Origin of the sequence: Arthrobacter sp. HMSC08H08, from assembly GCF_001807575.1 — a bacterium.
Classification (GTDB): Bacteria; Actinomycetota; Actinomycetes; order Actinomycetales; family Micrococcaceae; genus Pseudoglutamicibacter; species Pseudoglutamicibacter albus.
The window spans coordinates 59,785-86,535 of sequence record NZ_KV789394.1; the positions used below are offsets into that span (position 1 = coordinate 59,785).

Annotated in this window: 25 protein-coding genes and 1 riboswitch; of the genes, 6 read left to right on the forward strand and 19 right to left on the reverse strand. The window is 62.6% G+C overall.

Annotated features, from left to right (window positions below):
* Positions 1 to 24 precede the first annotated feature (24 nt).
* Both hutG and HMPREF3175_RS06100 read left to right on the forward strand, forming a co-directional pair.
* Positions 25 to 1,038 carry a formimidoylglutamase gene (gene hutG, locus HMPREF3175_RS06095; protein WP_070491265.1) on the forward strand — a complete coding sequence of 338 codons (1,014 nt, stop codon included), beginning with the start codon at positions 25 to 27 and terminating at the stop codon, positions 1,036 to 1,038.
* A gap of 70 nt (positions 1,039 to 1,108) precedes the next feature.
* Positions 1,109 to 2,527 carry a S1C family serine protease gene (locus HMPREF3175_RS06100; protein WP_070491267.1) on the forward strand — a complete coding sequence of 473 codons (1,419 nt, stop codon included), beginning with the start codon at positions 1,109 to 1,111 and terminating at the stop codon, positions 2,525 to 2,527.
* Here the strand turns inward: HMPREF3175_RS06100 and HMPREF3175_RS06105 are convergent.
* Positions 2,524 to 3,258 carry a metal-dependent transcriptional regulator gene (locus tag HMPREF3175_RS06105; RefSeq protein WP_083285456.1) on the reverse strand — a complete coding sequence of 245 codons (735 nt, stop codon included), beginning with the start codon at positions 3,256 to 3,258 and terminating at the stop codon, positions 2,524 to 2,526. The two genes, HMPREF3175_RS06100 and HMPREF3175_RS06105, sit on opposite strands and share 4 nt — an antisense overlap.
* Positions 3,259 to 3,437: 179 nt before the next feature.
* On the opposite strand from HMPREF3175_RS06105, the gene HMPREF3175_RS06110 reads away from it, so the two are divergent.
* Positions 3,438 to 4,337, forward strand: a complete 900-nt coding sequence (locus HMPREF3175_RS06110) for an SseB family protein (protein WP_070491269.1) — start codon at positions 3,438 to 3,440, stop codon at positions 4,335 to 4,337.
* 47 nt (positions 4,338 to 4,384) lie between these two features.
* Here HMPREF3175_RS06110 and HMPREF3175_RS06115 read toward each other — a convergent pair whose 3' ends face one another.
* The 7 genes from HMPREF3175_RS06115 to HMPREF3175_RS06145 are packed head-to-tail and all read right to left on the reverse strand — an operon-like array spanning position 4,385 to position 11,702.
* Positions 4,385 to 5,026 carry a GntR family transcriptional regulator gene (locus tag HMPREF3175_RS06115; RefSeq protein WP_218078891.1) on the reverse strand — a complete coding sequence of 214 codons (642 nt, stop codon included), beginning with the start codon at positions 5,024 to 5,026 and terminating at the stop codon, positions 4,385 to 4,387.
* A 2-nt stretch (positions 5,027 to 5,028) separates the two neighbouring features.
* A complete protein-coding gene (locus HMPREF3175_RS06120; protein ID WP_083289452.1) occupies positions 5,029 to 6,789 on the reverse strand; it encodes a 5-oxoprolinase subunit B/C family protein in 1,761 nt (586 codons plus the stop codon).
* A complete protein-coding gene (locus HMPREF3175_RS06125) occupies positions 6,786 to 7,541 on the reverse strand; it encodes a LamB/YcsF family protein (RefSeq protein ID WP_083289453.1) in 756 nt (251 codons plus the stop codon). Before HMPREF3175_RS06125 ends, HMPREF3175_RS06120 begins: the two co-directional genes overlap by 4 nt.
* A 21-nt stretch (positions 7,542 to 7,562) precedes the next feature.
* Entirely contained in the window at positions 7,563 to 8,891 is a 1,329-nt protein-coding gene (locus tag HMPREF3175_RS06130; protein WP_070491272.1) for an MATE family efflux transporter, read from the reverse strand.
* Between the two features lie 54 nt (positions 8,892 to 8,945).
* Positions 8,946 to 10,181 carry an MFS transporter gene (locus HMPREF3175_RS06135; protein WP_070491376.1) on the reverse strand — a complete coding sequence of 412 codons (1,236 nt, stop codon included), beginning with the start codon at positions 10,179 to 10,181 and terminating at the stop codon, positions 8,946 to 8,948.
* Positions 10,178 to 11,155: a CPBP family intramembrane glutamic endopeptidase gene (locus HMPREF3175_RS06140; protein ID WP_083289454.1), complete on the reverse strand. Its 978-nt coding sequence runs from the start codon at positions 11,153 to 11,155 to the stop codon at positions 10,178 to 10,180. Before HMPREF3175_RS06140 ends, HMPREF3175_RS06135 begins: the two co-directional genes overlap by 4 nt.
* 37 nt (positions 11,156 to 11,192) lie before the next feature.
* Positions 11,193 to 11,702 carry a hypothetical protein gene (locus HMPREF3175_RS06145; protein ID WP_141742481.1) on the reverse strand — a complete coding sequence of 170 codons (510 nt, stop codon included), beginning with the start codon at positions 11,700 to 11,702 and terminating at the stop codon, positions 11,193 to 11,195.
* 441 nt (positions 11,703 to 12,143) lie between these two features.
* On the opposite strand from HMPREF3175_RS06145, the gene HMPREF3175_RS06150 reads away from it, so the two are divergent.
* Positions 12,144 to 12,929, forward strand: a complete 786-nt coding sequence (locus HMPREF3175_RS06150) for a LysE family translocator (RefSeq protein ID WP_070491276.1) — start codon at positions 12,144 to 12,146, stop codon at positions 12,927 to 12,929.
* Positions 12,930 to 13,004: 75 nt separating this feature from the next.
* Positions 13,005 to 15,038 carry a lamin tail domain-containing protein gene (locus HMPREF3175_RS06155; RefSeq protein ID WP_070491278.1) on the forward strand — a complete coding sequence of 678 codons (2,034 nt, stop codon included), beginning with the start codon at positions 13,005 to 13,007 and terminating at the stop codon, positions 15,036 to 15,038.
* A 109-nt stretch (positions 15,039 to 15,147) separates the two neighbouring features.
* On the opposite strand, the gene HMPREF3175_RS06160 is transcribed toward HMPREF3175_RS06155, so the two are convergent.
* The 7 genes from HMPREF3175_RS06160 to HMPREF3175_RS06190 all read right to left on the reverse strand — a co-directional run bounded on the left by HMPREF3175_RS06160 (position 15,148) and on the right by HMPREF3175_RS06190 (position 21,404).
* A complete protein-coding gene (locus HMPREF3175_RS06160; protein ID WP_070491280.1) occupies positions 15,148 to 16,221 on the reverse strand; it encodes a DUF2891 family protein in 1,074 nt (357 codons plus the stop codon).
* Positions 16,222 to 16,331: 110 nt separating this feature from the next.
* Positions 16,332 to 16,940: a biotin transporter BioY gene (locus HMPREF3175_RS06165; protein WP_256174045.1), complete on the reverse strand. Its 609-nt coding sequence runs from the start codon at positions 16,938 to 16,940 to the stop codon at positions 16,332 to 16,334.
* Between the two features lie 3 nt (positions 16,941 to 16,943).
* A complete protein-coding gene (locus HMPREF3175_RS06170; RefSeq protein ID WP_083285460.1) occupies positions 16,944 to 17,579 on the reverse strand; it encodes an energy-coupling factor transporter transmembrane component T family protein in 636 nt (211 codons plus the stop codon).
* Positions 17,576 to 18,361, reverse strand: a complete 786-nt coding sequence (locus HMPREF3175_RS06175; protein ID WP_256174046.1) for an energy-coupling factor ABC transporter ATP-binding protein — start codon at positions 18,359 to 18,361, stop codon at positions 17,576 to 17,578. The genes HMPREF3175_RS06170 and HMPREF3175_RS06175 overlap by 4 nt, the downstream gene beginning before the upstream one ends.
* Positions 18,362 to 18,434: 73 nt before the next feature.
* Positions 18,435 to 19,754: an MFS transporter gene (locus HMPREF3175_RS06180; protein WP_256174048.1), complete on the reverse strand. Its 1,320-nt coding sequence runs from the start codon at positions 19,752 to 19,754 to the stop codon at positions 18,435 to 18,437.
* A 64-nt stretch (positions 19,755 to 19,818) separates the two neighbouring features.
* Positions 19,819 to 20,553: a hypothetical protein gene (locus HMPREF3175_RS06185; protein WP_070491284.1), complete on the reverse strand. Its 735-nt coding sequence runs from the start codon at positions 20,551 to 20,553 to the stop codon at positions 19,819 to 19,821.
* Between the two features lie 158 nt (positions 20,554 to 20,711).
* Positions 20,712 to 21,404: a hypothetical protein gene (locus HMPREF3175_RS06190; protein WP_141742482.1), complete on the reverse strand. Its 693-nt coding sequence runs from the start codon at positions 21,402 to 21,404 to the stop codon at positions 20,712 to 20,714.
* A 176-nt stretch (positions 21,405 to 21,580) separates the two neighbouring features.
* Here HMPREF3175_RS06190 and HMPREF3175_RS06195 point away from each other — a divergent pair, with 176 nt between their 5' ends.
* The gene (locus HMPREF3175_RS06195) at positions 21,581 to 22,702 is read left to right on the forward strand and encodes an EamA family transporter (protein WP_070491287.1); all 1,122 of its coding nucleotides are present in this window, start codon (positions 21,581 to 21,583) and stop codon (positions 22,700 to 22,702) included.
* A gap of 62 nt (positions 22,703 to 22,764) precedes the next feature.
* Here HMPREF3175_RS06195 and dnaB read toward each other — a convergent pair whose 3' ends face one another.
* The 4 genes from dnaB to rplI form a co-directional block, all read right to left on the reverse strand.
* On the reverse strand, positions 22,765 to 24,168 hold the full coding sequence (gene dnaB, locus HMPREF3175_RS06200; protein WP_070491289.1) for a replicative DNA helicase: 1,404 nt from the start codon (positions 24,166 to 24,168) through the stop codon (positions 22,765 to 22,767).
* 492 nt (positions 24,169 to 24,660) lie between these two features.
* A complete protein-coding gene (locus tag HMPREF3175_RS06205) occupies positions 24,661 to 25,293 on the reverse strand; it encodes a PepSY domain-containing protein (protein ID WP_070491291.1) in 633 nt (210 codons plus the stop codon).
* A 118-nt stretch (positions 25,294 to 25,411) separates the two neighbouring features.
* On the reverse strand, positions 25,412 to 25,936 hold the full coding sequence (locus HMPREF3175_RS06210; RefSeq protein WP_070491293.1) for a flavin reductase family protein: 525 nt from the start codon (positions 25,934 to 25,936) through the stop codon (positions 25,412 to 25,414).
* Positions 25,937 to 25,976: 40 nt separating this feature from the next.
* Positions 25,977 to 26,090, reverse strand: a riboswitch (SAM riboswitch).
* A 197-nt stretch (positions 26,091 to 26,287) separates the two neighbouring features.
* The gene (rplI, locus tag HMPREF3175_RS06215; protein WP_070491295.1) at positions 26,288 to 26,749 is read right to left on the reverse strand and encodes a 50S ribosomal protein L9; all 462 of its coding nucleotides are present in this window, start codon (positions 26,747 to 26,749) and stop codon (positions 26,288 to 26,290) included.
* Positions 26,750 to 26,751: the final 2 nt, after the last annotated feature.

The window sequence follows — 26,751 nt, forward strand, 5'->3', positions numbered from 1 at the left end:
GGTCAATACAGAGAGCAGGTCACGATGTTCCACATCCCTCCGCAGCCGTGGACCGGCCGCATCGACGGTGACGGCCCCGAACACGCCCGCTGGCACTCCACCATCCAGCCGCTCCACATGCACGATGTGCCGTGCACCTCGGAACCTGGCTTGGTAGAGCCCGGCGTGGTAGAACCCGGCACCGTGTTGCTGGGGTTCGCATCGGATGAGGGGGTGAGGCGTAATCAGGGCCGCGTGGGTGCCGCGGAAGGACCGCAGAAACTCCGCGAGATGCTCGCCTCGATGGCGGTGCACCCTAAGTCCGGCCAACCGAACTACCCGAGATACGACGCCGGGAACATCAACGTCACTAACAGCGACCTTGAGAGCGGTCAGGCGGCTTTCGGCGAGCGCGTCACGGAGCTTCTGGACGCTGGCCATTTCACGGTGGGGTTGGGTGGCGGTCACGAGATCGCGTACGCGAGCTATCTGGGGGTGGCTGACCACCTGGCCCGGGTGCATGGCGGGGAGCCGTTCACGCTCGGGGTGCTCAACCTGGATGCCCATTTCGACCTGCGGGAGGCTGAGCAGCCCACGTCGGGGACGGGTTTCCTCCAGATGTATCAAGCGGAAGCCGCTGCGGGTAGGGCGCTGCACTACGGCGTCGTAGGTATCAGCCCCGCGTCCAACACCACTACTTTGTTCCGGCAGGCTAAAGCGATGGGTGCTGAGTTCCTGCTCGATACCGAATGCGCCCATCGTGAGGAAGTCACCGGTTTCATCCGCGATTTCAGCAGTAGCGTCGATTACCTCTATCTCACAATCGACCTCGATGTGTTGCCTGCCGCGACCGCTCCCGGGGTTTCAGCGCCGGCCGCCTACGGCGTTGATCTGCCCACGATCCACGCCGCGGCCCTCACTGCGGCGCGCACCAAGAAACTCGTGCACCTCGATGTAGCCGAACTCAACCCGAGCCTGGATGTGGATAACCGCACCGCCCGCACGGCAGCGCGCCTCATCGACGAAATTGTGCGTGCCCACGAAAGCACCCGCAAGTAGGCTTTAACCCAAACAGGCACGCTCGCGCCAACACGCACATAAACGTAAGCGACAATGTAGGAGGGCCAGCATGCACCCGGTCTTTGGGAACGCACCGCCACCTGGTGGCGCCCCGCAGCTCGCCCCTTATATGCGCGCGCCGCAGCACCCTGCCTATTCTCGCAACGCCGCTTACGGTCACAGCCCTGCTTATCCGCACGGTTCTGCTTACGGCCAGCGTCCAGGCTTCCCCGGGCCCCACCGTGGGCGTCCGGCGCGCAGGCGAGGCCGTGTCGGAAGCAACATCGCGGCCCTCTTGGTGGTCATGCTGGCGATCACCGCGTGGCTGGTGCCCAGCATCGTGCTGGACCCATCCACCATCAGTAACCCCGGGCCTGACACCACACAGCAACAGCCAGGGCAACAAAAGCCTGATCCGGGGGCGCAAGGCGAAGCCGCCGTCCCCGCTCAGCCGGGGAACCTCGCGAAAAGCCTCAGCGAGGCCAAGCTGCCCACGGTTCGTTTCCCACCCGAACCTAAAGGCCCAGAACCCCGTGAAACCGGCCCCATCAAAGAAGGCACGGTACTGAATAAGGGCGTACCGGGGCTCGTCATCGTTGAATCCACCATGCCCGGCTATCTCGCCGGCGGCGGGACTGGGCTCATCGCGACACCGGACGGCTACGTCATCACCAACTACCACGTGGTGCAAGGCTCCAGCGGGATCACAGTCCAAGACACCGACACAAAGAAACGCTACGAAGCCACGCTCGTGGGGCATAACGCGCTCAAAGACATCGCGGTCCTCAAACTCAACAACGCCTCCAACCTGCGCACCATCGCAACCCGCTACGACGAAAAAGTCACGCTCGGTATGCGCGTCACCGTGATCGGTAACGGCGGAGCCAAAGGCGTGCTTCAGCAGCTCTACGGCAGGATCACGGACCTCAGCGTCAACATCAGCACCCGTGCCCAAGGCTCAGTGCCGGGTGGTTCCCTCAAGAACCTGCTGGCCACCAGCGCCGACGTGGTCCAGGGCTATTCGGGTGGGGCGATGATGAACCGCGATGGCCGCGTGGTTGGTATGACCGTCGCCGCTTCCGAAGGCCCCAACGCTCGCATGGTTTATGGTTACGCGATCCCTATCAACACCGTGATCGATGAAACCCAGCGCATCCTCGACGGAAACGGCGGAGACGGCACCGTGATCGGCCGGCCGGCTGCCTTCGGCATCACGATCCGCACCGACGAAAAACCCAATCCCCGCGCACCCGGGCTCATCATCGAAAGTTTCCTCGAAGATTCGCCGCTACCGGCGCTCGGCATCAAAAAAGGCGACCGGATCACGAAGCTCAACGGCAAAACCATCGAAAGCTACACCGACCTCAAACGCGCCTTAGCGCCGCTGGAACCCGGCCAGAAAGTCAGCATCGCCTGGAGCGGCAAAGGCGGCGGGAAAGACGGGGCCGGGCAAGGAACCGTAACCCTCATCCGCTCGAGTGTGAACTAGTGTGCGGCGGGCAGCGGGCGCGCATACATCGCCGTGAGCTCTGCCTCCGACAATGTGGAACCGTCTGCGGCGATGCCGGCTCCCGCATCGTTGATCTCGACGCGGGCACCCGGCTGGACACCCACCGATTCCAGCCTGCGCAGAACCTGCGGGTCATCGTCAGCGATGCGCACCACCTCATACATGCCCGGGCCCAGCTCAGCGAGCGCTGCGACGTCATCCATGGGCGGCATCGTGAGGTCCGCGCCGGGGATCGGGTCCCCGTGAGGGTCCATGCGTGGATGCCCGAGTAGGGCGTCGATCCGGTCCACGAACCGCGCCGATGCTGCGTGTTCGAGGCGTTCGGCATCCTCGTGCACTTCGTCCCACGTGTAGCCGAGCGATTCAACGAGGTAGGTTTCGATGAGGCGGTGGCGGCGCACCATCATGAGCGCAACCGCACGCCCCTTCTGTGTGAGAACCACAGGCTTATACGGCTCGTACGTGATAAGGCCCTGCCGCGCCAAACGGCGCAACGTCTCAGACACATTAGGCGCAGAGGTTTGGAAACGCGAAGCCAACATGGACGTGGAGATCGGTTCCCCACCCCACTCGATGGATGCCCAAATCTCCTTGACATAGTCCTGGGCGACCGGTGAAATCTGATCCAGCTCAGCCGGGGACAGCCCGTTTGGCGGCCGTTCAGCCGTAGCTCGCTCAGGTGAGGGCACAGCGTTCTCGCCAGAACTCATGAGTTGCACTCCCCTCGCCCCAAACATCTAAGCCAGCCACACCACCGACGCGGCATCACGGCCACGGCACTACTGCTACGTGCAACCCTATCGTTCCTGCCGCCCCGGAACCCACCGCCAGCAATGCAAGATGCTACAAGCTATGCGAGATGCTGCCACCCGTGCGAGATACTAGGGACATGAGCCACACGCACGATCACGAGCACAGCCATCAGAACCCCGGCCATCAGAACCCCGGCGAGAACAACCCGAGCCAGCCGCGGATGAGCGATACCCGCAGCGAGGCCGCGATCGCGCATCAAGAGAAGTTCCCGCGCCCGGAGAAGGACCAGCCGGGCGGGGCGCTGTTGCGTTCCTATATCGCCTACGATCAGGGCCCCAACGGGGACACTCTGCTCGCGTTCGGTTCCGACTTTTTTGGCACCAAGCTCTACGTTCCGGTGGCGGCCCGTAGCGCATCGGGGGCTGTGACCCAGCTGGTTGCGCACGGCTTCGAGGAGCTGCGGGTGGTGGAGGCCGCGTTCTCCGAAGAGGAGGCACGCAGCCTGTGGACGCAGATCCGCCCCGACGACGAGGTGCCCGAGTTCGCGGGCCTGTACGGGGATGAGCTCGCCGAGATCGCGTTCAAAGACACCAGCTTTGGCGCAAGCGGAATCACCGGGATTGTGGTGGACCCGATGGACACGGGGATGCTGATCCGTCCCGAAGACGAAACCATGCAGTTCCCTCTACGCAACGGCCGTCTGCGTGCCGCGGTGCTTGCAGGCCACGACGATGCAGTCCAGGCCCTCATGGGTGAGGGCGAGGTGGTCTTGATAACGCAGAAAACCGGTGAGGATGAACGCGAGGGCGTTGCGTTCATGAAGAATAAAGAGACCGGCGAGATGATCCTGCCGGTGTTCTCCTCAACGCTTGAGGTGTTCCGGCACAACCCTGACGCCGGCTCCGTGATGGTGCCGCTCACCAGCCTGCGCACCACCGTGAAACCTGGGATGGGCATGGTCATCGACCCAGCCAGCCCCGAAGCCGTCGAACTGCCGAGCGCCGAGCTGGAAGAGGTCGGCTACTACCAAAGCTAGGCTCGCGTGGCCGGGCGCCGGCGGTCGCACGACGCTCAAGTGGTCAGCTAGGCGGTGAGGTGCTTGAGGAGTTCTGCTTCTGCGTTCGCAAGCACTTCACGCCACGCTTGGGCCGCACCGAAAGGCTCCCCCGCATCGAGTAGCTCGGCTACTTTTCGGTGCCCTTGAACATACAAGGCATGGAAGGCCGGGACGGCGGACATCGAATCGAAAAGCAACCGCATCGCCGCCTGGATCCGCCCCATGAGGCCATTCAGAATATCTGAGCCGCCAGCGAGCATCAGCACCGTCTGGAACGCCTGGTTTTCGGCCGCCATCCCGTCCAGGTCCCCCCAGCGTTGGGCAAGTTCCGCGCGTTCGGCATGCATGCGTAGCGTATCCAGCTGCCCGGAATCGAACTCGCCCCACGCGAGCGCGGCAGGCTCCATGAGCCTGCGGGCGGCGAAGATGCGGCGCACATCGTCGGCTTTCGGGACCGCAACGAACACGCCGCGGTTCCGTATCCGTTCAACAAGGCCCTCCCCGGCGAGCGCGGTGAACGCTTCACGCAGCGTGTTGCGTGAAACATCGAGTTCGGCCGCCAACGCGACCTCCCGCAGCTGATGCCCCGGCGGCATCTGCCCGGCGGCGATCAACTCCCGCAAGCGCGCGGCCGCGGACGCCGCCGCTGAAACGCCGTATCCAGCCACTGTCAAACCCTCTCGAATTGAACTACCCGTTCGAACTGCACCCTGGCGCCAGGCGGTAGTTGGGCGGCGAGGCGGATATCGGCCTCGATCACCACGCCGATCACCGGATAGCCGCCCGTGACCGGGTGGTCGGGCAGGAACAGCACCGGCTCACCATTCGGTGGCACCTGGAGCGCGCCCGTGATCATGCCTTCGGTCGCCAGCTCGCCTGAACGCACGCGCTTGAGCGGCTGGGCATCCTCAGCCGGTTTCAGGCGCGCTCCCACACGGTTCGAATCCGTGGAAACCTCCCACACAGTCTCTTCTAGATGCTCAAGCCCCTCGGGCCCGAACCAATCATCGCGTGGGCCCGGCGAAAACCGCAGAACCGCGACCTCGCCGGCGACCGGATAATCGATCGGCTCGATCACCTCAACGGTGTGGACTGCTGTGGCGGCGGGGTCTGGTGCTGGGTCTGCATTCGGCCCGCCGTCGCCTTCTCCCGCGAGCACACCGAGCACATCGCCTGCGGCGAGTGGGGCGGGGCCTAGCCCCGAAAGCGTGTCAGTCGAGCGCGATCCCAGAACCTCTTCGGCCGCGAAGCCGCCCTTGACCGCGAGGTAGCCGCGCACCCCTTCTGGAGTGAAGCCGATGTGCAGGCTCTCCCCCGCCGCGAGCTCAAACGCCTCCCCCACAGGCGCCTCTGTCGCCGGTTGGCCCATCGATGCGCCGCCCCGCACTATCTGCGCGGGGCCAACGGCTCCACCGAGGGCGATCGTCACGTCGTCCCGGGCCGTGAACCGTGCGTTACCGAGCAGGAACTCGATCGCGGCGGCGCCCGCGTAGTTGCCCACCGCGTTATTCGCCTCCGCAAGCCCCCACACGTCAGCCGCGCCGGCCTGCCCCACACCCAGCGAACCGACCGCTGGCCGGCCCACGTCCTGAACCAAAGCCTGCGGACCCGGGGCATCCACCACGATGCGCGCCACCACAGCGTCAGCACCCCTGCCAGCGTCGGCACCGGCGTCAGCGTCGGCCCCGGCGTCCACGCGAGCAGCCGCGTCGGCCCCGGTATCAAGGTCGGCACCGGCTTCAGCGCCGCGCGTTTCGCTCGCGGATATGTGTTCGCGGACGGCCGCGAACCGGACCGTGTCGCCGGGGACCAGCAGCGAGGGCTGCTCACGCGAAACATCCCACATGCGTTCGGTAGTGGACCCGATGAGTTGCCAGCCGCCGGGTGTCGGTTGCGGATAGACCGCGCTCTGTTGCCCGGCCAACGCGACTGAGCCTTCCGGGACGCGGGTCCGTGGGGAATCTCGGCGTGGAACCTCGATCACGGGTGCGCCGTTGAGTTCGCGCGGCTTGAGATACATGAATCCCGGCGCGAATCCGGCAAAATCGGCGAGCCAATCAATGCGGGTGTGCGCGTCGATCAACGCATCCACGCTCATACCGGCAAGTTCGGCGGCGTGGGCGAGGTCCTCGCCGTCATAGACCACCGGGATCGTCACCAGCCGCGCGGCATCCGCTTCCAAGGGCTCCGGTTCCCGGCCCTGCAAACTCACCCCGGCGAGCATCAACGAAACCGGGTCAACAAACGTCAACAGGATCGACTCAGCCGCCATGACCGCATCCACCATGCCGTGCACGGGCTCGCGCTGGATCTCGCGGTTCCACGCCATCCGCGAGGCCGTGTCATCAAACTCCAGCAGCAAGCCCGAGAACCCCATCCGCAGCATCCGCGGGCGGGCCACAGCGTCTGGGCTAGCACCGGAGCTAGTCATGCGAACGCCTCGATCTTCACGCCGGCCTCGGTGAGCCCGGCCCGGACTTTCGCCGCGATCTCGACAGCGCCCGGGGTATCGCCGTGCAGGCACAGCGACTCCGCCGCAACCTGAACCCGCGAACCATCCACGGCAGTGAATTCGCCCGTGCGTGCCCAATCCACCACCCGCTCAACAACGGCCTGCGCATCATGGATCACAGCACCAGGCTCCCGGCGGGACACCAGCCGGCCCTCCGGCGTATAGCCGCGGTCAGCGAAGGCCTCCCCCACGCCACGCACACCCTTCTGCGCGGCAATATCCAACGCGACCGAACCCGGCAACAACAAAACCGCCAAGTCAGCGGAGAAAGCGCGCACCCCATCGATCACTGCACGCGCCTGCTGCTCATGATGCGCAATCGTGTTATACAGCGCGCCGTGCGGCTTCACATACGTGAGCTTCCCGCCAGCGGCACGCACCATCGCATCCAACGCACCGATCTGATACAAAACATCATCCGCGAGTTCCCCCGGGGAAACATCCATGAACCGGCGGCCAAAACCAGCCAAATCCCGGTACGCGACATGCGCACCCACCGCAACGCCGGCTTCAACCGCGGCGCGGGCCGTGGCGCGCATATGCGACGGGTCCCCCGCGTGGAAACCGCACGCAATATTGGCCGAACTCACGTGCTGCAGTAGCGCGGCATCGTCCCCCATCGACCACGAGCCGAAAGACTCGCCCATGTCACCATTCAAATCAACACGCACGCCACTGCCTCCTTCACACCGTCAGCCGCTCACGAGCCACGCACCTGAACGTGACCGCACTTCCAACGTAACCCACCGCGCCACCATATAGATGCCAAACGCAACCCAAATCCACGCCAAAACCACCCCCGGCAGCGAAACCAACGCCGCAACCGCCAGAAACGGCACGTACACGGCCAGTTGAATGCACGATGCGATCGCAAGGTAGCGGTGGTCCCCCGCCCCGATCAGCACCCCGTCCAGAACGAACACGATCCCGGCTATCGGCTGCATCACCGCAAGAATCACGAGCGCGATCGTTGCGGCGTGTGCGACCTCACTTGAGGGGGTGAACGCTCGCGGCAGCCACACGGCTGTTGCGGCAAGCACTGCGCCGACGATGGCGCCGAACCAGAAACCCCACCGCACCATCGTGGTGGTCAACGCCTGCGCCCGGTCCGTGTTGCCTGCACCGAGTTCTTTACCGATGAGTGACTGCGCGGCGATCGCGATCGCATCCAACGCGAACGCAAGCGTTGAGAAGAACGTGAACGCGAGCTGATGCGCGGCCAGCGTCACGGCGCCGTGGGCAGTGGCGGCCCACACCGTTAGCAACAGGGCGATCCGCAACGCCGCGGTACGGATCATGAGCCATCCGCCCGCCTGGGCTGAGGCCCGCAAACCTGCCCGAGATGGAGCCAGCCCCACCCCGCCTGCACGGATCCGCGGAACCAGCAGCACGAGGTAGACGCCCGCCATGATCCATTGAGCGATCGAAGTCCCCAGCGCAGCGCCCGCAACCGACATGCCCGCCAGATACACGAGCGAAAAATTCAGGACAATATTCAAGCCGAAGCCCGCGCTCGCAACGATCAGCGGGGTCTTGCCGTCCTGCAGGCCACGTAAAACACCGGTCGCAGCCAGCACCAGCAGCATCGCCGGGACGCCCGGCATGGACCAGCGCACATAATCGATCGCGAACGCGTGCGTGGCCTGATCCGGGCCGAACATCCCCGTGAGCCACGGCGCCGAAACATAACCCAGGAGTGCAAGCCCTACACCTAAGAACAGCCCGAGCCACATCCCGTCACGGCCCGCGGCGAGCGCCTTCGGCATATTCCGTGCGCCGTATGCTCGGGCGACGGCGGGGGTGGTCGCGTACGCGAGGATAATCATGAGCCCCACCGCGGTGTGCAGGATCGTGTTGCCCAAACCTGCGCCGGCGAGTTCCCCCACCCCGAGGTGCCCGATGATCGCGGTATCAGCCAGAAGAAACAGCGGCTCCGCGATCAACGCACCCAACGCAGGCAGCGCGAGCGCGATAATCTGCCGCGCCAAGCCGGGGAACTCAGCTGTTTTCTTCACGGGCACGGCCTCCTTCACGGGCACAGTTTAGTTGGCGGCGGCTGAGTCGCTAGCGCCGCGTCAGGCGACAGTGGCGCCGTCGCGTGGCGGTAGATCGCGTGGCAGGAGCTTGACGGCGGCGAACACGGCAACGCAGATGAGCACGCCCACGAAGATCACGACCCCGCCCCAGTTGGCGGCTTGGAACGCGAACCCGACGGCCCACCCGAACAGGGATGAGCCGGTGTAGTAGACGAGGTTGTAGAGGCTTGAGGCTTGAGCTCGGCCGCGTGTTGCGATCGCCGGAACCCAGCTGGATGCGACTGCGTGTGCGCCGAAGAACCCGCCGGTGAAGATCGCAAGCCCCACGATGATGCCCGGGATCCACGGAATCAGGGTGATCAACAGCCCCGTGAACATCACGAGTGCCGCACCGACCAGCACCACGAACCTGCCTTTGCGGCTCGCAAGCCGCCCCGCCCACGCGGAGGTGTATGTTCCGGCGAGGTAGGTCAGGAACACGAGGGAAGCCAACGATGTGGGAACCAGGTACGGCGGGGCCTCGAGCCGGAAGCCCATGTAGTTATAGACGGCGACGAACCCGCCCATAAGCAAGCCACTTTGAACGAAGAGCGCTAGGAGGTGTGGGTTCTTCAAACCCCAACCGAGTTTGGTGATGAGCCGGATATCGCGCGCAGATTTACGTTGCACGGGCTCGAAACCGCGGGGTTCCGGCGCAGTCAGGAAGAACACGAGCCCCGCAACAGCGGCACTCAACGCAACGGAGAAGCTACCTGCCCGCCAACCGAAGATTTCGCCCAGCGGCCCGGCGAGCATCCGTCCGAACAGGCCGCCCAACGTCGTGCCTGCAATATATGTTCCGGCAGCCACCGAGGCGACGGCCGCCTCAACCTCATCGGCAAGATACGTCAACGCGACCGCGGGGATACCACCCAACGCGAGACCTTCAAGGAACCGCAAACCCAACAGGACCTCGAAAGACGGAGACCACGGAACCAACAGACCCAACGCAACGGCCGCGACGATCGCCACACGCATCGTCGCGCGCCGTCCACGCCTATCCGCCACGATCGACCACGGCAACACCGCCACAGCCAAACCGAGTGTGGCAAGCGAAACCGTCAGAGCCGCGCTCGCCTCGGAAGCGTTCTGCTCTTGAGAGATCTGCGGAAGAACACCCTGGAAGGAATACAGTTGCGAAAACGTCGCGACACCGGCGGCGAACAGCGCGATGATCATCCGCCGGTACCCGGAAGAACCGCGGCGATGTCCATTAAAGGCGGCAGATGCGCTCATGCGTGCATCAGCCAACCCATCCACAGCGTGCTCGGGGGAACATCTGTGAGGCCGCTGGGCTCCACGAGGTATATGACCGCTAAAGAAACCGCGTTATTGAGCGTGTGCAAAACCCACGAATACGCGATCGATTTACCGCTCAAAATATATGCGGTGCCGAAAACCAGGCCCATCACCAGGTACGGCGCACCTGTGGAAACGGTCGGGACCTCGCCGGCACCCACAAAGTGCAAACCCATGAACAGTACGGAGGAGCCCACCAGCAGAACCCACTGGTTGACCCAGCGGGATAGTTTGCCGATCATCAGGTGCCGGAAGAAATACTCTTCAACGAGCGGGCCCAACGGAACGATCGCAAGCCCGATGAGCCACCACGGAACCGCGGAAGCGAGGCCTTCAGCGATCTGCTGATTCTGCGACTGTGTGGGCATCTCGCCCGAGATGTGGTTCCACACCGCCTGGATCATGACGTTCACCAACTGGGTCCCCAGCCACAAACCCGGGATGCACAAGTACTTAACGAGCGGATACCACCGGAACGTCTTGAAGGACTTCCACAGCTCGTTGCCCAACGCGATCATCGCGAGCACCGCAACCACCGCGTACGTGAACAGCAAAACCACAACGTTCGCTAACGCCTCGTTGCCGTTGAACAGCGGCGCGACACCCGGAATGAACAGGATCAACGCGCCCAGACCAATAAACAGCAGGAGGACGTAGGCGATAGCTGCCCCGAGGTCCCACCACGTGAACCCATCCAGTTGCGCTACAGGATGCGGGAAACGCTTACGCTTACCCTGCGGCTGTTGATGTGCCGGGTGGGGTTGTTGCGGCTGCTGTTGCGGTTGTTGCGGCGGCTGACCGCCCGCCTGCTGGTATGCAGGCCCAGGTTGATAAGCGGGGCCGGGTTGATAGGCAGGGTGGTACTGCGGTTGACCGTGCGGCGGTGGGCCTTGCGGTGGGGTTGAAGACATACCTTTAACCCTAAACCCCGTCCTCTCAAGCCCGTCCCTAGGAGATGCTGACCTCCGCGACTTCTTCCCAGCCTGCCTCGGCGAGCGCTTCTTTCTCGCTGGTTTTCACGACTGTATAGACTTCGTCTGCGCCGGCGTTCCACGCTTCATCCGCGGCCGCGAACCGCAGTTGCTGCACCACGGCCTGCATCTGTTGCCGCGCGGCTTCCGCGCCGTCAGCGCTCTCCGCCGCGTCGCTCGCGTTGCCTGTCCTGAAGTGATTGCCGGGCAGGGCTTTGACGGCGCCGATCATGCCGGCGCCCTCGTCGGGGTCGGCTACCCAACGGATGCGGGCGGCGGGCTGGTCGAAGATCGCGACCTCCACGACGTCGTAGTCCCCCATGGGTGCGTGTGTGATCACGCTGTTCGATACCGCGGCAGGCTCGGCAAGCTCCTGCGGCAAAACCTTCATCACAACGTGGCTCGCGCCAGAGGATGCTTCCTCGATGCTCTCCGGCTTAGCGCCGTTCAACACCGCCCACGCGTTCTTCCAATACTCGCTACTCACGCTCATCACCTCACCCATACCTAGTCACTACGCCACACCAGCACTGGGCCACATCACATCAACACAGAACTGCGCCATACCAAAACAGAACTGCGCCATATCAACAGAGTTCTGTGTGTGCACTATGCGCCAGTTTGACGACTCATGCCCCACACCGCCTAAGCTAAGGGGGCACCTTCTAACAATAGACGCCCGCTTGGAGCGCCGAATCAGGCAGCACCCACGAATGCGTGGCGTCACCATAGAATCAGTGCATCGTCATCACTTTCACGGCCGGCCCCGCGTCCCTCGAGAGCGGGGCCGCTGCCCTTAACCCCGAGTTCACCTTTGCGGGGACGATGGCGGGCGTGCGGCGACGCTGGACCTGGTCGCGAGGCTTGGTCGCGGGGCTGGACCTGGTTTCGAGGCTGGACATGGTTGCGAGGATCTAGACTTGCTCAAGTGGAAACTACGGCATTTCTCGCTTCTTTGCTCCCGTTACTTGTGACGTGGGCGGCCGGACTCATGTCCCCTGGGCCGGATCTGTTCGTGGTTCTGTACCGTTCCTTGGCGGGCTCGCGGCGTGAAGGTATCGCCGCGGCACTCGGTATCACTACGTCCGTTGGGTTCTATCTCGCGTTAGCGTTCGCGGGCCTCGGTCTATTGATGCGCACCGTCCCGTGGCTCGGATCCGCGCTACAGATCGCCGGTGGCGCCGTTCTCATCTGGATGGGCTGGGGCGCCCTACGCGGCTGGTATGCAGCCCGCAACAACCCGGCCATCATCAACGCCGGCGGCGACTGGGAAAAGCGAGCCAAGGAACAACAGGACGCCGCGGATCAAGCATCGAACGCCGCCCCGTCCGCTAACCCAGCGCACTCTTCCAGTACGGCGCAACCGTCTCGTACAGCGCCCCAGGGTGGGCCGGCCGTACTGGGTTTCTGGGGTTCGTGGTGGCGCGGCTGTGTCACTAACCTCGCCAACCCTAAGTTCCTGATCTACATCACCGCGATGTTCGCGCCCTTCATCGCCATCGAGCGGCCGCTGTGGCAGGTCAGCGCACTACTCGTGTTGTTGCTTGCGTGCACGTTCGGTTGGTTCGCACTCATCGCGTTCATCGCTGGCGCCCCGGCCCTGCGTACGCGCATGGAACGATGGTTGCAACACCTCGACCTGTTCGCTGGCCTGGTCTTTTGCGCGCTGGGGCTGTGGTTCATGATCCACGGGATCATCGAGGTTTTCTCCTAACGTTTTCTAGCCGCTCCAACGCTTAGAAACCCAGCGTTAACCCGCAGTTTCCGCCGCTACAGCATCCTGGGTGGCATGGCTACGTCTCACACCTCTGAAGCATTCACCAGAAAGCGGGCGTTCGCGCGGAAGCTGACCGCGGCATCGTTCGCAACGGCTCTGGCAACCACCCTCACGCTCTCGCTCAGCGGCGGCTTCTCCCCTGCGTACGCAACCGCCGCGCCGGAAGCCCCAGCGTCGGAATCCGCGGCAGCAGAGTCTGCCGCCCCGGAAACAGGTGCGGCTGAAGCCGCTGAGCTTGCCGTGGTTGTCAATGAGGTTGAGTCCAACGGGGATGACACGGACTGGGTTGAGTTCGGCAACCCGAGCGGCCAAGCTGTGGACCTCACCGGCTACATCTTCACCGATAATGAACCCACGAAGGCCGGCCACACCTATGTTCTGCCGGAAGGCTCCGTGGTCCCAAGCAACGGATTCTTTGTGCTTGACCAAGCGCAGGGTTCCACCCCAGGGTTTGATTTCGGGCTCGGTAAAGACGATTCCGTGAACCTCTACGCCCCACCCGCTGAGGGTGAATCGGTCGAGGACGCGATCGCGAAAGACCCTGTCCTGACCTACAGCTGGACCAGCCACGCCGCGATCACCTACGGCCGCTGCCCAGACTTCACCGGCGAGATGATCGATACCTTCGCATCCACCAAGGGTGCCGCGAACCAGTGCGAAGAACCCCCGGCAGAGCCAAGCGAGTCGGCTGACCCATCGGACCCATCCACCCCTGCCCCGCTGAGCCCGTCGGCGTGGCCGGGCGGGCAGACCGTCAAGCCACTGCACGATGCCGATGAGGCCCGCGGCGACTGGTCCGGCCTGTTCTGGGAAGCGGCCGGCGCGTTCGGTAGCGACAAGCCATACCTGTGGGTTGCCGAAAACGGCAACGGAACGCTGCTGCGCCTGGACGGCACCGAAGCTAACCGCGGGGCTGAACTGCAGACGTTCACCCTCAAGTACGCTGACGGCACCGGAACCCCGGATGCCGAGGCCGTGACCCGCGCAGCCGGCGCCCCGAACAGCATCTTCGTGGGCACCGAACGCGACAACTCCAAGAAGGGCACCTCCCGCCCGTCCGTGCTCGCGTTCACCACGCCATCCATCGACGATGCCGACGGTGAGCTGAAAGCCGCGAAAGAGTGGAACCTCGCACCCGACTTCCCGGGCCTGGGCGCTAACTCCGGCATCGAAGGCCTCACCTGGGTTCCGGACTCCTGGCTCGTTGAGAACAAGATCCACGACGATTCCACTGGCAAGCCATACGACCCATCCGCTTACCCCGCCCACCACGGCGGTGTGTTCGCGGTCGGCATCGAAGGCACGGGCCACGTCTACCTCTACGTCCTGAACGAAGACGGCGGCTTCCAGCGGATCGCTGACATCGAAACCGGCCTCGACGTGGTCGCCGAAGTCCTCTTCGATGCGCACCGCAGCCAACTGTGGGCTATCTGCGATGACGCATGCGAAGGCCGCATTGCCGTCCTCACCCCGGAAGCGGGCGCTGACACCGCAAGCGAGACTCACGCCGCAACAGACGCTGACAAGAAGGTGAGCGCTCGCTCGGCCACCACACAGTCCGCTGACGATGCGGCGGTAGAGCTCGCTGTGAGCCAGGTTCTGAACCGTCCAAGCGAAACCCAGAACTACGCTAATGAAGGCTTCGCGATCGCTGACATGAGCCAGTGCAAAGACGGCGCGCTCCCGGTGTTCTACGCTGACGACAACAACACCGACGACGTCTCGCTGCGCGAAGGCACCCTCACCACGAAATGCCCAACCGAGCAGCCACCAGTAGAGGAAGCTCCGAGCGAAGACGCGCCGAGCGAGGCTCCATCGAACCCGGCACCATCCTCGCCAGCACCTAGCACTCCGGTTCCAGATAACGCTGCCGTAACCACCCCAGGTAGCGGTTCCACGGATGCCGGCGCCAACACCGGTGGCGGTGACCTGGCTCGAACGGGTGCTGATGTGAACTCGTGGATGATGTTAGCCGCCGCGGCGATGCTGGTCGGCGGAGCGCTCACCCTGGCCCTGCGCCGTAAGCACGGCCGAGCTACGCGGTAGGCACGCACCTCGTGGAACCAAGCAACGATGAGCTTGCCGCGAGCCTGCGCGCCAACGGGTTACTCACCGACTCAGCGACGTCCGGCTGAGTTTCCGCCCGGCGCAGTTTTCACCGACTCAGCTCGGTGAGGGCCTCCCACCCGAAGGTTGCGAGCCAGTGGGAGGCCATGAACTCGTCCGTGGTTGCCGCGGCCAGGCCGTTGCGCATGAGCCGCGGGGCGGCGGTACGCAACGTGTCCGCTAGCTCGGGTTCGGCATCGAGGGCATCCAGCGTCCGCGCTACGCGCAGTCCCGATGCGGCGAGCGTGAGCCCTAGCCCGTCCAGGTGGGATTGGTGGCCGTCGCTCGCATCGATCGGCGCGACCGCCTGCAGAACCCGCGGCAACTTACCCTTACCGGCTTCAAGCGAGCCGGCATCAAGCGAGCGGGCGTCCTCAGCAAGCTCCGCCATGAACCCAGGCAACCAGCCGGCAAGGTCGGCTGTGTTCGGCGCCAGTACCTCGCACATGAGGTCGGCTTCGCACATCCCGGCGGAGAGGAAGTCGTGCCCAGAACGTTCGAAAGAGAACGGCCACCGGGTATCTGCGCTGTAGAAACGCCGAGCATGCTCGACAATCAGGTCCGCGACATCCGCATAGCCGCACCTCCGGCCAACCAACAGGAGCCGCCGCAAACCGAACGCCGTATTCGAGTGCACGCCGTGGCGGACCGGCTCCGGCATCGCCGGCAACCACGCCCGCACCGCGTCCATGACCGCATCCAGTAGCGGCCGGGCGCCCTCGGCGAGCGCGTTGACCTCCGGCACGCGACTGTCATGGAGCGCATCGACCAGTTGCGCGGCCCACGCCCACCCGTAAGGGCGCTCCCACGAGGGGTTCGCGGCCACATATTCGGCCTCAGCGCGCATGTTGTCGGCGCTGAGATGCTGTTGCAGCACATCCACGATGCGGCCGGAGGTCTCCGCCTCCACATGCTCGATGAGCTGCGTGCCAAGCCAGTGCATGTGCACGCTTGAATGCCAGTCGAACGAGTTCGCGAACGCGGGATGCATCTGCCGGGGCTGCAACAGGTCCGCTGAGTCGCGTTGCACGTGATGCGCGGCGTAGGGGAACTCGGTTGTGAGGTTATCGATCACAACCTGAGCGAACGGTTCGGCATAGTTTGGCAACGCGAATTCAGGCATACAACAATTCTTGCACTGGCGGCGGCGAGGCAAGAAGCAGGGTTGCCCGCGCCGGACTCACCGGCCTGGCTTGCCCCGCCAGGACTTCCGCCAGGCCAGGCCCTGCCTCTCTATTTGGCGAGGAGGCCGCGATAGGAGCGGTGCACCAGCAGCGCTACTGCGGTGGCGATCACGGCTTTAGCGGTATCACCCGGGATGAACACGACGTTGCCTTTCAGAGCGGTACCGATGTCCATGCCGGTGGTCATGCTGAGCCACCCCGAACCCATCAGGTAGACGACCAGCACGCCACCTACGATGCATGCCGCGAACAGGATCACGGCGTTGATCCAAGCGGTCCGGGCACGGTCGTAGAACGTTACCGTGATCAAACCGATCACGAGCGCGCCGAGGACCCAACCGAAAATGTAGCCGCCCGTCGGGCCCAATAGGGCACCCATACCGCCGCGGCCACCGGCCAGCAGCGGCAGTCCAGCTGCGACCAGTGCGATCAGCAGGACCTGCGAAAGCGCGCCGCGCCAGGGGCCTAAGAGCGCGCCTGCGAGCATGACCGCGAGGGTCTGCAACGTGATCGGGACAGGCAAAATACCGACCGTGATCGGCGGAATGAGCCCCATGACGGCGGTGAGTGCGGCGAACATCGCCACCAAAACCAGGTCCAGCGTCGGGTTAGAGCGGCGAACGTTACGTACAGGCTCACCTGTTGCAGTGGTCATCATCGGTTACCGGTTCCTCTCTCGGGTGTTGAACGAGCGGGCATCAAGGGCTTGAGCCACCTGTTCAGATGTTTTCAACGTGCGGAAAATCATGGGAACAATCAGCGCGAGCGGTCTGCGTTCCAGGCCGCGGGCGATCTGCGCTTCGCGGACCTCCTGGTACATCCCCATCAGGTGCGGGACAAAGCGGATGGTCAACGCCATCGCCATCGAAATGTTCTCCGTGTTGACCCCAACCCACCGCAGCGGAGACACGATCTTCTCGAAGACCCGCAGCATCTGCGGGAACGTGGTCGATGCGGTCACAGCGAACGCGAGCAAAACCAGCGTCAACAGCCGCATACCGAAATGCACGCCGCGGGCGAGGTCCTGTTGCCACGCCATGATCGCCACCACGAGCCCCACAATGACCACCGAAAACAGCAGCGACTTCACGAGGCGCATCAACGGGACCCGCGGCAGCAACGCGATCACGAACGCTGCGATCAACAGGCCCAGTTGCACGCTCATCCACGGGATCAGGTAGGTCACGATGCTCAAAACGAACAGTGCCGCGAATTTGAAGCCGGCCGGGAGCCGCTCCAGCACTCCGGGGTTGTGCGGTGCCGCGCCCGTCTGGATCAAGGAATAGGAACTGTTCACAGCTCACACATCCTGCGGTAGGCCGCAATGCTGTCAGCGGGCGTCCCGTCCTCAACGATCCGGCCCTCATGCACCACCAGAACCCGTTGCGCATCCGCTGCAAGCTCCAGATCGTGCGTCACCACGATGCTGCGCTGGCTAAGGCCCGCGATCACCGAACGCATCCGGTGTCGGTTCAGTAGGTCCAGCATCGTGGTCGGTTCATCCAAAATGATGGTTTCGGGGCGCATGGTCAGCACGGAAGCCAACGCGATCATCTGCTGCTCGCCGCCAGAGAGCGCATGCGTTTCACGCTCGTAGAACTCCCCCATCCCCAGCTGTTCCAGAGTCTCGCGGGCTCTCTCAACGCGCTCACCCCGAGGGATTCCGATGTTCTTCAACCCGAACAGCATGTCTTCGCCCACGGTGGGCATGATGATCTGGTTCGCGGGATTCTGGAACACGAAACCGACTTTGCGGCGTACCCTCTTGGTTTCTTTCATCGTGCACGCCCCACCCACCGTGACGCGGCCGTAGGTGGGCATCACGAGGCCGTTGATGAGGCGCACGAGCGTGGATTTACCGGAGCCGTTGAGCCCGATGATCGCGATCCGCTGCTCATCCAAGGTGAGCGAAATATCGTCAAGGACCCGCCGGTCATCGTATTCGACAGAGACGCGCTCCATCTCGATGCGGTTGTCGGCTGTGCTGTCCGCGAGGCTGCGCTGTGCGGGAACGCTCGCTGACAGATCACTCGCTGGCAGATCGCTCGGCGATGGCTCGCTGGTTGGTGGGTTGTTCACTCGGTTCGGCTCACTCGGGTTGGGTTACCCACCTATAGTGCCCCAGATTGTTCAACAATGTCTACATGGGTATCTATCTGCGCTTTTTGAGCGCGGGATCGCGGTCCACTTCCTCCAGCGATTTACCCGCCATATCCCGCATGAGCCACAGCAACACGGCACCGAACAGCACCACGACCGCCGTGGCATAGTACGCCGGGGCATACAGGTTGCCGGTCGCCTCGATCAACGCTGTAGCGATCATCGGAGAGAACCCACCGAAAACCGCGGCAGCGATGTTGTAGCCGATCGCCATCCCTGCGAAACGCCCCAGCGCACTGAACTGTTCTGGGATCGCTGCCGCCGCGACCGCGGACCATCCCGCCGCCGGCACCGCAAGCAAGGCAACACCTGTAGCGGCACCCGCGTTGCCGGAGCCGGCCAACAGCAGGTATGCCGGCAACGTCGTGACCACAAGCACGAGCCCGAGCGTGAGCATCATCGCGCGCCGCCCAAACCTATCTGAAAGCAGGCCTATGAACGGGGTCGCGATAATCGCAGCGACCATCGCAATAGCGCCCAGGTTCAGCGCGAGCTGATTGGAAACCTCCGCCGTGGACTCAAGATAGGTGGGGATGTTGGTGATGTTGAGGAAATACGTGACCGAACCGATCGAGGAAAACAGGAAAGCGACCAGCACCGCTTTGGGTTGGTGCTTCAAAACGTCGATGAGGGGCGATCCTTTGCGCCGCTGTGTAACCCCGGCTTCCTGGAGTTTTTCGAAGGTCTGCGTCTCATCCATGAACCGCCGCAACGGAATCATGACGGCCGCTAACAGCCCGCCCACCACGAACAGGATCCGCCAACCCCAGCTATCCATCTGATCAGCGGTGAGCCACTGCGCTAACAGTGCCGCCCCACCCACGGCAAGGAGGGAGCCGAGTTCAGAGTTCGCTGCAGCCCAGCTCGCGGCGACTCCGCGCCGGTTCTGTTTCGCGGACTCCATGAGGTACACCATGATCCCGGTGTATTCAGCGCCCACCGAGAATCCCGCGAGGCATCGCAGAGCCACCAGCAGGATGCCTGCCCACACCCCGAGCACGTCATAGCCGGGCAGGGCCGCGATGCCGAACATCGCTACCGCCATCAGCATCGCGGAGATCACAAGGGCTTGTTTACGCCCGATGCGCTCCCCCAGATGTCCGAAAACCATGGCTCCCAGCGGGCGGAAGAGGAACCCTGCCGCGCCAACACCGAGGGTGAGCAGGAGCGAGGAGGTATCCCCGTGGAAGAACGTGCGGGTCAGCGAAGTGGATACATAGAAGAAAATCGAGAAGTCGTACCACTCGACGACCGTCCCGAACGCCGCTACCGCAAGCGAGCGTTTACGCCGCTTAGGCGTACGGGAAGCCAACGGCCTGTCCACATCTACCGGATACCGAGTGTGAACAGGCCGTTGGTGCGAAGCGCTGGGCTGGTTATGGGAGCGCGTCGTAAACCTTCTTAGCGTCGCCAACCATCGATACGACGTAGTCGCCCTTTACTGCGTAAACGTATTCGACGTTCGTGCCTGCGAGGTTCGTTGCGAAGCCTGCAGTCTCGTCGAAGCCGAACTTGTCCTTGATCGGCTTGATGGCCACGGTCTGGCCCTGGATCTCGATCTTGCTGCAGACCGAGTTCTCGTTTTCCTTCCGGACCCGCTCCAGAACGTTCTCCGCCTGGTCACCGGAAGTGTACTTGATCACGTTGATGCCCTGCATCGCGACGCCAGACTTGGATGAGGACTGTTGCTTCAGGGCAGTCACAATCTGGGAGCCGTCTTCAACGAGCTCTGCTGCACCGAAGGCGGAAACTGGGCATTCCTTGACAGCCTTGCTGTTACCCAGGTCAGGCTTCTGCAGGTAGGGCTTGAGGTCTGCGACTTGGTAGTCCTTGCCGACGTTCTTCTTCACGAGCTGAACGAAATCACGGTCGGCATCCTGTACGTCCGCAATGCCGTCTGGGGTCTTCTCAGAGCTTTCCGAAGACGACGGGGCTGCGCTCTCGGTAGGCGTTGGGGTTTCCGAGTTCTGTGGCGCGGCCTGCGTGGTCTCTTCTGCTGGCTTTTTGTCGCCGCCATCGTTGCTGGAGCAGCCGACTAGCGCCGCCGCGAGCAGCGAAGGCACAGCGAGAATCGCCAGGGTACGGCGCGCGGTTTTTGTCTTGTTGAGCACTGTGAGAATCCCTACATGTCAGAGGATTGTGTGGAGCCTAGTGAGACACTAGCTGTGCTTAGCCTTGCGCAGATTGCCCGCGATCGCAACATCACTTCTAGGTTGCTAAAAGCTCACCGATCCACTAGGGGCGTTATGAAACCGAAGCGCTGGGTTCGCTATGGCAACGCGTCATAGACCTTCTTGCCGTCAGCAACTACCTCGTCGAGGTCTCCGATCATGATCACCATGAATTGACCCTTCGTTGCGAACAGGTTGTCGATGTCTTCACCCTGGACATCCAGGGTCATCCCCGCGGCCTTATCAAAGCCGTACGTATCCTTGAGCGGTTCAATCTTGATCGATTTACCGTTGATCGGGGTTTCCTTACATTCCGGCTTATCCAGTTCCGAGTTGACCTGATCGAGGGCAGCATTCGCCTTATCAGCCGATCCAAACATGAGCACGGTGACGGCCTTCTGCTTTGGGCCCGACTGCACAGCAGTGACGACCTGAGCTCCGTACTTGGCAAGATCCGCTGCGCCATAGACCGTGGCTGCGCATTGATCTGCGGCTGCGCCGGCACCGACGTCCGGCTTCGACAGCCTCGAACTAAGATCCACGACCCTATAGTCGGAGCTCACATTGTTTTTCATGAACTCCATGAACTTCGGGCTTGCAGGCGACGCTCCGGATGCCGATCCACTGCCTTGTGAATCCTGCGGGGCCGGCGAGTTCTGCGGTGTTGACACCTCAGGGCTCTGAGACTGCTGACCCTGAGACTGCTCGCTCGAGGCGCCTTCCGGGCTCGTCTCGTTGCCGTCGCTCTTATCGCCGCAACCCACGAGCGAGGCTGCAAGCAGTGGTGGCACAGCAATCATTGCTAATGCGCGTCGTACAGTCCTCGTTTTATTAGTCATTGCTAGCCCTTACGTATCGTCAAGCTTCTAGTGAGACACTAGCTTTGCCTACCTTTGCGCAAATTGCCAGTGATCGCAATAAATTTTCTAGGCTGACTTATAGCTCGTCCATCCACTAGGAGGTGTTTATGCAACCGAAGTTCCTTATCGGTCTTCTCTTTGCTTTGGCGTCGTCCTTTGCATTCGCTCTTCCTGGACCGGTGGGGAAAGCGCTCTACGGTTCCGGCTGGTCGCCAGGTTCTGTGACTTTAGTGCGTTTGACCGGTTGCGCGCTCGTCCTCCTAGTGCCCACCTTGATCCAGTTGCGCGGTAAGTGGGGTGAAGTGCGTGCGCACTGGCGGCTTGTAGTCGCGTTCGGCCTGTTCTCGATGACCGGCGTTCAAGCCACGTATTTCGTGGCGGTGGAACGCCTGAATGTCACGATCGCGATCCTGCTTGAGATGACCGCACCCATGATGATCGTTTTCTGGCTGTGGGCCCGCACCAAGGCCCGCCCTTCCGGGCTCACGTTCTTTGGGCTTGCGATCTCGATGATCGGCCTGGTTGCGGTGCTCGATGTGGGCTCGGTCATCGGCGAAGGCTCAGGTTCCCTCGACGCACTCGGCGTGGTCATGGGGCTGGCCTCAGCGGTGTGCCTGGCCGTGTACTTCATGATTTCTGCGAACGACTCGGTCCGGATCCCCTCCACCGCCCTGACGGGGCTGGGCTTCGCGGTCGGCGCCATCGGCACGGTCCCGTTCGTAGCACTCGGTTTACTCCCATGGAAGGCAACCACGGATCCCGTTGCGCTCGGCCAATGGAGTGCACCCTGGTTCATCGCCCACAGCATCATCATCGTCTTCACCGTCGCCGCCTACGTCCTCGGTGTTGTGGGCCTGCGGCTCATGGGTGCCGGCGTAGGTTCGTTCGTGAACCTCACCGAGGTCCTCTTCGCAGCCGTTGTGGCGTGGTGGCTACTCGGCGAGACGCTGGCGAGCATCCAGTTCGTGGGTGGTGCGGCGATCCTCGCCGGAGTCGTCTTCGTCAAGCTCGGTGAGCGCCCACGCGGCCGTTCGCCAATGTCCAAGAAGATGCCAGGCATCGAGCCTCGCCGCCGCGTCAAATGGCGGCCAACACGGAAGAAGAACCACAAACGCAAAGACGGCACGCCTGGCAACAAGACCCAGAACGGCGATAAGGGCCAAAGCCAGAAGAAGGTGCAGGAGGGCAACCAGAAACGGCCTCAACGCCGCGAGGTTACCCCGCTCTAAAGTCAGCCCGCTCTAAAGCCAGCCCCCGCTGATGCGCTGATGTCTCCCGCTCTAGCGCGTTGCTAGATGCCGGCGTCGGCGGATTCATAGGCCATGTTGTTGAAGCGCGAGTAGTGGCCCTGGAACGCGACCACGATCGTCTTGGTCGGGCCGTTTCTGTGCTTAGCCACGATTACGTCGGCTTCACCTGCGCGTGGGGACTCTTTGTCGTAGATGTCTTCGCGGTGCAACAGGATGACCATGTCGGCGTCCTGCTCAATCGAACCGGATTCACGCAGGTCGGAGACCTGTGGGCGTTTATCGGTGCGCTGTTCGGAGCCACGGTTGAGCTGCGAGAGCGCGATGACCGGAACATCGAGCTCTTTAGCCAACAGTTTGAGCGCACGCGAGAACTCAGCGACCTCTTGTTGGCGCGATTCAACGCGTTTACCTGATGACATGAGCTGCAGGTAGTCCAGCACCACGAGCTTGAGGTTGTGTTGCTGCTTGAGGCGGCGGCATTTCGCGCGGATCTCCATGAGCGTCATGTTCGGTGAATCGTCGATGAAGAACGGCGCGTTATTCAGTTGCGGGAGGGTGCGGGCGATCTTGGTCCAGTCCTCGTCGCGCAAGTCACCTTTACGCAGGTTTTGAAGCCCGACGGCGGTCTCAGCTGAGAGCATGCGCATCGCGATCTCGGTGCGGCCCATTTCTAGCGAGAAGAACACGGTGGTCATGCCGTTTTTGATCGCCGCGGAGCGGGCGATATCCAGCGCGAAGGTCGATTTACCGACTGCGGGGCGGGCCGCGACCACGATCATCTGGCCACCCTGGAACCCCTGCGTCAGTTCGTCAAGCTCATAGAAGCCCGAAGGCACACCGGTGATTTCGTCGCCGGTCATCTGCCCTGCGGCCTCGATCTCATCGACCGTGGACTCCATGATCTCTGAGAGCAGCACGTAGTCTTCCGCGGCGCGCCGTTCAGCAACCTGCATGACCTCGGACTGGGCGTCGTTGACGATCGCGTCGACCTCACCGTCGGCTGCGAAGGCCATCTGCGTGATGCGATCGCCCGCGTAGACGAGGCGGCGCAGGATGGCGCGCTCCCTCACGATCTCGGCGTAGAAGCTCGCGTTCGCGGCCGTCGGAACGGATTGGATCAGCTCGTGCAGATAGGCCGCGCCACCGGCACGGTTGAGCTCACCGCTCTTGGTCAGGTGGCTCGAGACGGTCACCGCATCAGCCGGTTCCCCACGGCCGTAGAGATCGGTGATCGCGTCAAAAATGATCGAGTGCGCGGGCTTATAGAAATCCGATGAGCGCAGAATCTCTACACAGTCGGCGATCGCGTCCTGGGAGAGCAACATGCCACCCAAAACCGACTGTTCAGCCGCTACATCCTGAGGCGGGACGCGCTCAGCAAGTGAGGACGCACCCGAGGATGATGCGCCTGCATCGCTGTAGTCGGCGTCGCTGTACTGATCCACTGTGCTCCTTCAACCTGTACTGTCCTCAGGCTCAGTGTAGGGCGAAATAGACACAACACAACCCGAGTTATCCACAGCCCCTGTCGATAGTGTGTGGACTATTGTGGAACACACCGGTGGATATCCACTACTTCTGTGGATAACCTGGGGAAAACATCGCTGTGATTTTGCTTAAAATTAGCTGTATCCCGCGAGATTCCGCGGTTTTTTCTTGTGGATTATGAAGATGCTCTAAAAACTTTTCCCCAACCTTCAAGCACACGTGTCATGTTGACAAGAGGGATATCCACGCGATACATGCCTGAAACGCTAAGTTATCCACAGGTTTGGGCTAGTTACCCACAGACTCGCCCGAGTAGAGGTTGAAGGTTCGCCAACTCACCCTCGCGGAAGGTTGACCGCCCCCACAAATGGGGCTACATGCACATGGGGCGAGCCCGAAAGGGCCCGCCCCACAAACTACCTTGCACTATTGCTTATGCTTTTGCGTGCTTATTTGTCCTTCTTGAGGACCTGTCCGCTCTTGACGTCCACATAGACCGTCACGTCGGCGCCGCCACCCTCTGGGTAGATATCAACTTCCCACATGATCTGGCCTTGCTCCTCGTCAACGCTGACGTCATCGAGGGTGCCTGGGGTGTCCTTGAGCGCGGTCTCGATCGCCTTAGCGATTTCTACCTTGATCGCGTCATATTCGCGGCGGTCATCGCTGTCTACGTCTTCGACTTCATCCTGGTTGGTGACCTTGGATCCGTCAGCGGCTACCTCGAGCTCGTGACTCTTATTGCCCTTGACAACATCTACGCTCCAGCCGCTCTTATCGTCATCCCAGTCGAGGTCAACGGCCTTGCCGCCAACTTCCTTTTCAGCGGTCTCGATCGCCTTGAGAGCGTTCTGTTGGCTACCACCCTTGGTTGGGGCTTGCGCGTTGTTGTCTGCAGAGTCCTTACCATCAGCGTCATCGGCGTCAGTGTTCTGCGCCTGCTGAGTCTCAGTCTGCTGAGTTTGGGTCTGCTGGGCGTCCTGGGTGGGTTCGGAGGTTTTGTCCTCCGTTGGAGCACCGCAAGCGGCAAGAACCAGCGCGAGGGTTGCTACGGACGTGAGGGCTACATGTTTCTTCTCCATGGCCTCAATATACGCAGATCGGGACTCAGATAGCACTGCTTTTTTTGCTCAGCTCTAAGCCAACCTAGATTAACTGCCCGCGTTTGTCCTATGATCAGCGCCTTCCAAACAGCAGGCTTTAGGCGGTTACGAGTGCGCGGTCTGGAAGCTGCGCAAGGTCGCGGAACGTCTTGCCGTGCAGCACGATCGGCTCTCCGTGTTCCTCGCCGTGAGATACAGCGTGGACCTTCAACAGCACGATGGTGTGGTCGCCTGCCGGGACCGTGTCATAGATCGAGGTCTCAAGCCACAGGGCGGCGCGGTCCAGGAACAAAGCACCGGAGTCAGCTAACGTGACGTCGAGGCCGCTGAAACGCTTGGATGCGTCGCGGGAGGCGAGCTGATAGCAGACCTCGCGGTGTTCATCGGCCAGAATCGAGACGCCGAGCCGATAGCCGTGCTTGAGGCGCTGCCATGTGCGGGATTCGTTGCGAACTGAGAAGGATACGAGCGCTGGCTCATATGAGATGCCGACCGCAAAGCTCGAGGAGACCATGCCTTCGTGGTGGCCTCCCACGCGGGAGCAGAGAGCTGCCACGCCTACAGGGAAACGGTCGAATGCCGAACGCAGGGTTGCCTGGTCGATGGTGTGGGTCAGGGACATAGCGATTCATCCTTCGCAAGTATCGGCCGTCCACAATGGCCGGCGCAGCTTGCCGCCGGCATTCCCGACGGCCGAATCGTCACCTGGGGCACCCCACCTACGCGAGAGGGTTGCCGACGGATTAGCCAGGGCCTAAAAATCCGTACTCATGATTCGTGTGTTAAACGATAAACAGTTCAGCGCACGCCGTGCAACTGAATGTGTCATGTAGTTCATTTAATGAGACGAACGCCGCACCCTTTCTCGGGTGCGGCGTTCGTTCACGCCCCTCGCGGGGCGCGTCTCAGACTGTTTCACACGTGAGCTGACACGCGGTTCACATTATGGTTCCGCGCGCTGAGTGCTTGAGTGTTACTTGCCCTTTGGTGCTGCAACAACGTGCAGCGTGGTGTTCGCGAGAACGTCTTCGTGCAGGCGGACGGTGGCTTTGTAGTGGCCAGTGGTCTTGACCTGCTGTGCGATCTCGATGGTGCGCTTGTCGACCTTGCCCAGGCCGGCAGCCTCGATTGCTGCTGCAACGTCGGCCTGCTTGACGGTACCGAACAGGCGGCCGGTGTCACCAGCTTTAACCTCGATGCGGATCTCAGCGTCCTTGAGGCCGTCTGCGATCTTCTGTGCTTCTTCGAGGTTCGCGATGCGGTGGGCCTCGCGAGCAGCCTTGATGGACTCGATGTCCTTCTCGCCACCCTTGGTCCAGGTGATCGCGTAGCCGCGTGGCAGCAGGTAGTTGCGTGCGTAGCCGTCGCGTACTTCGACGATGTCGCCCGCAGCACCCAGGCCGGTTACCTCATGCGTGAGAATAAGCTTTGCCATGT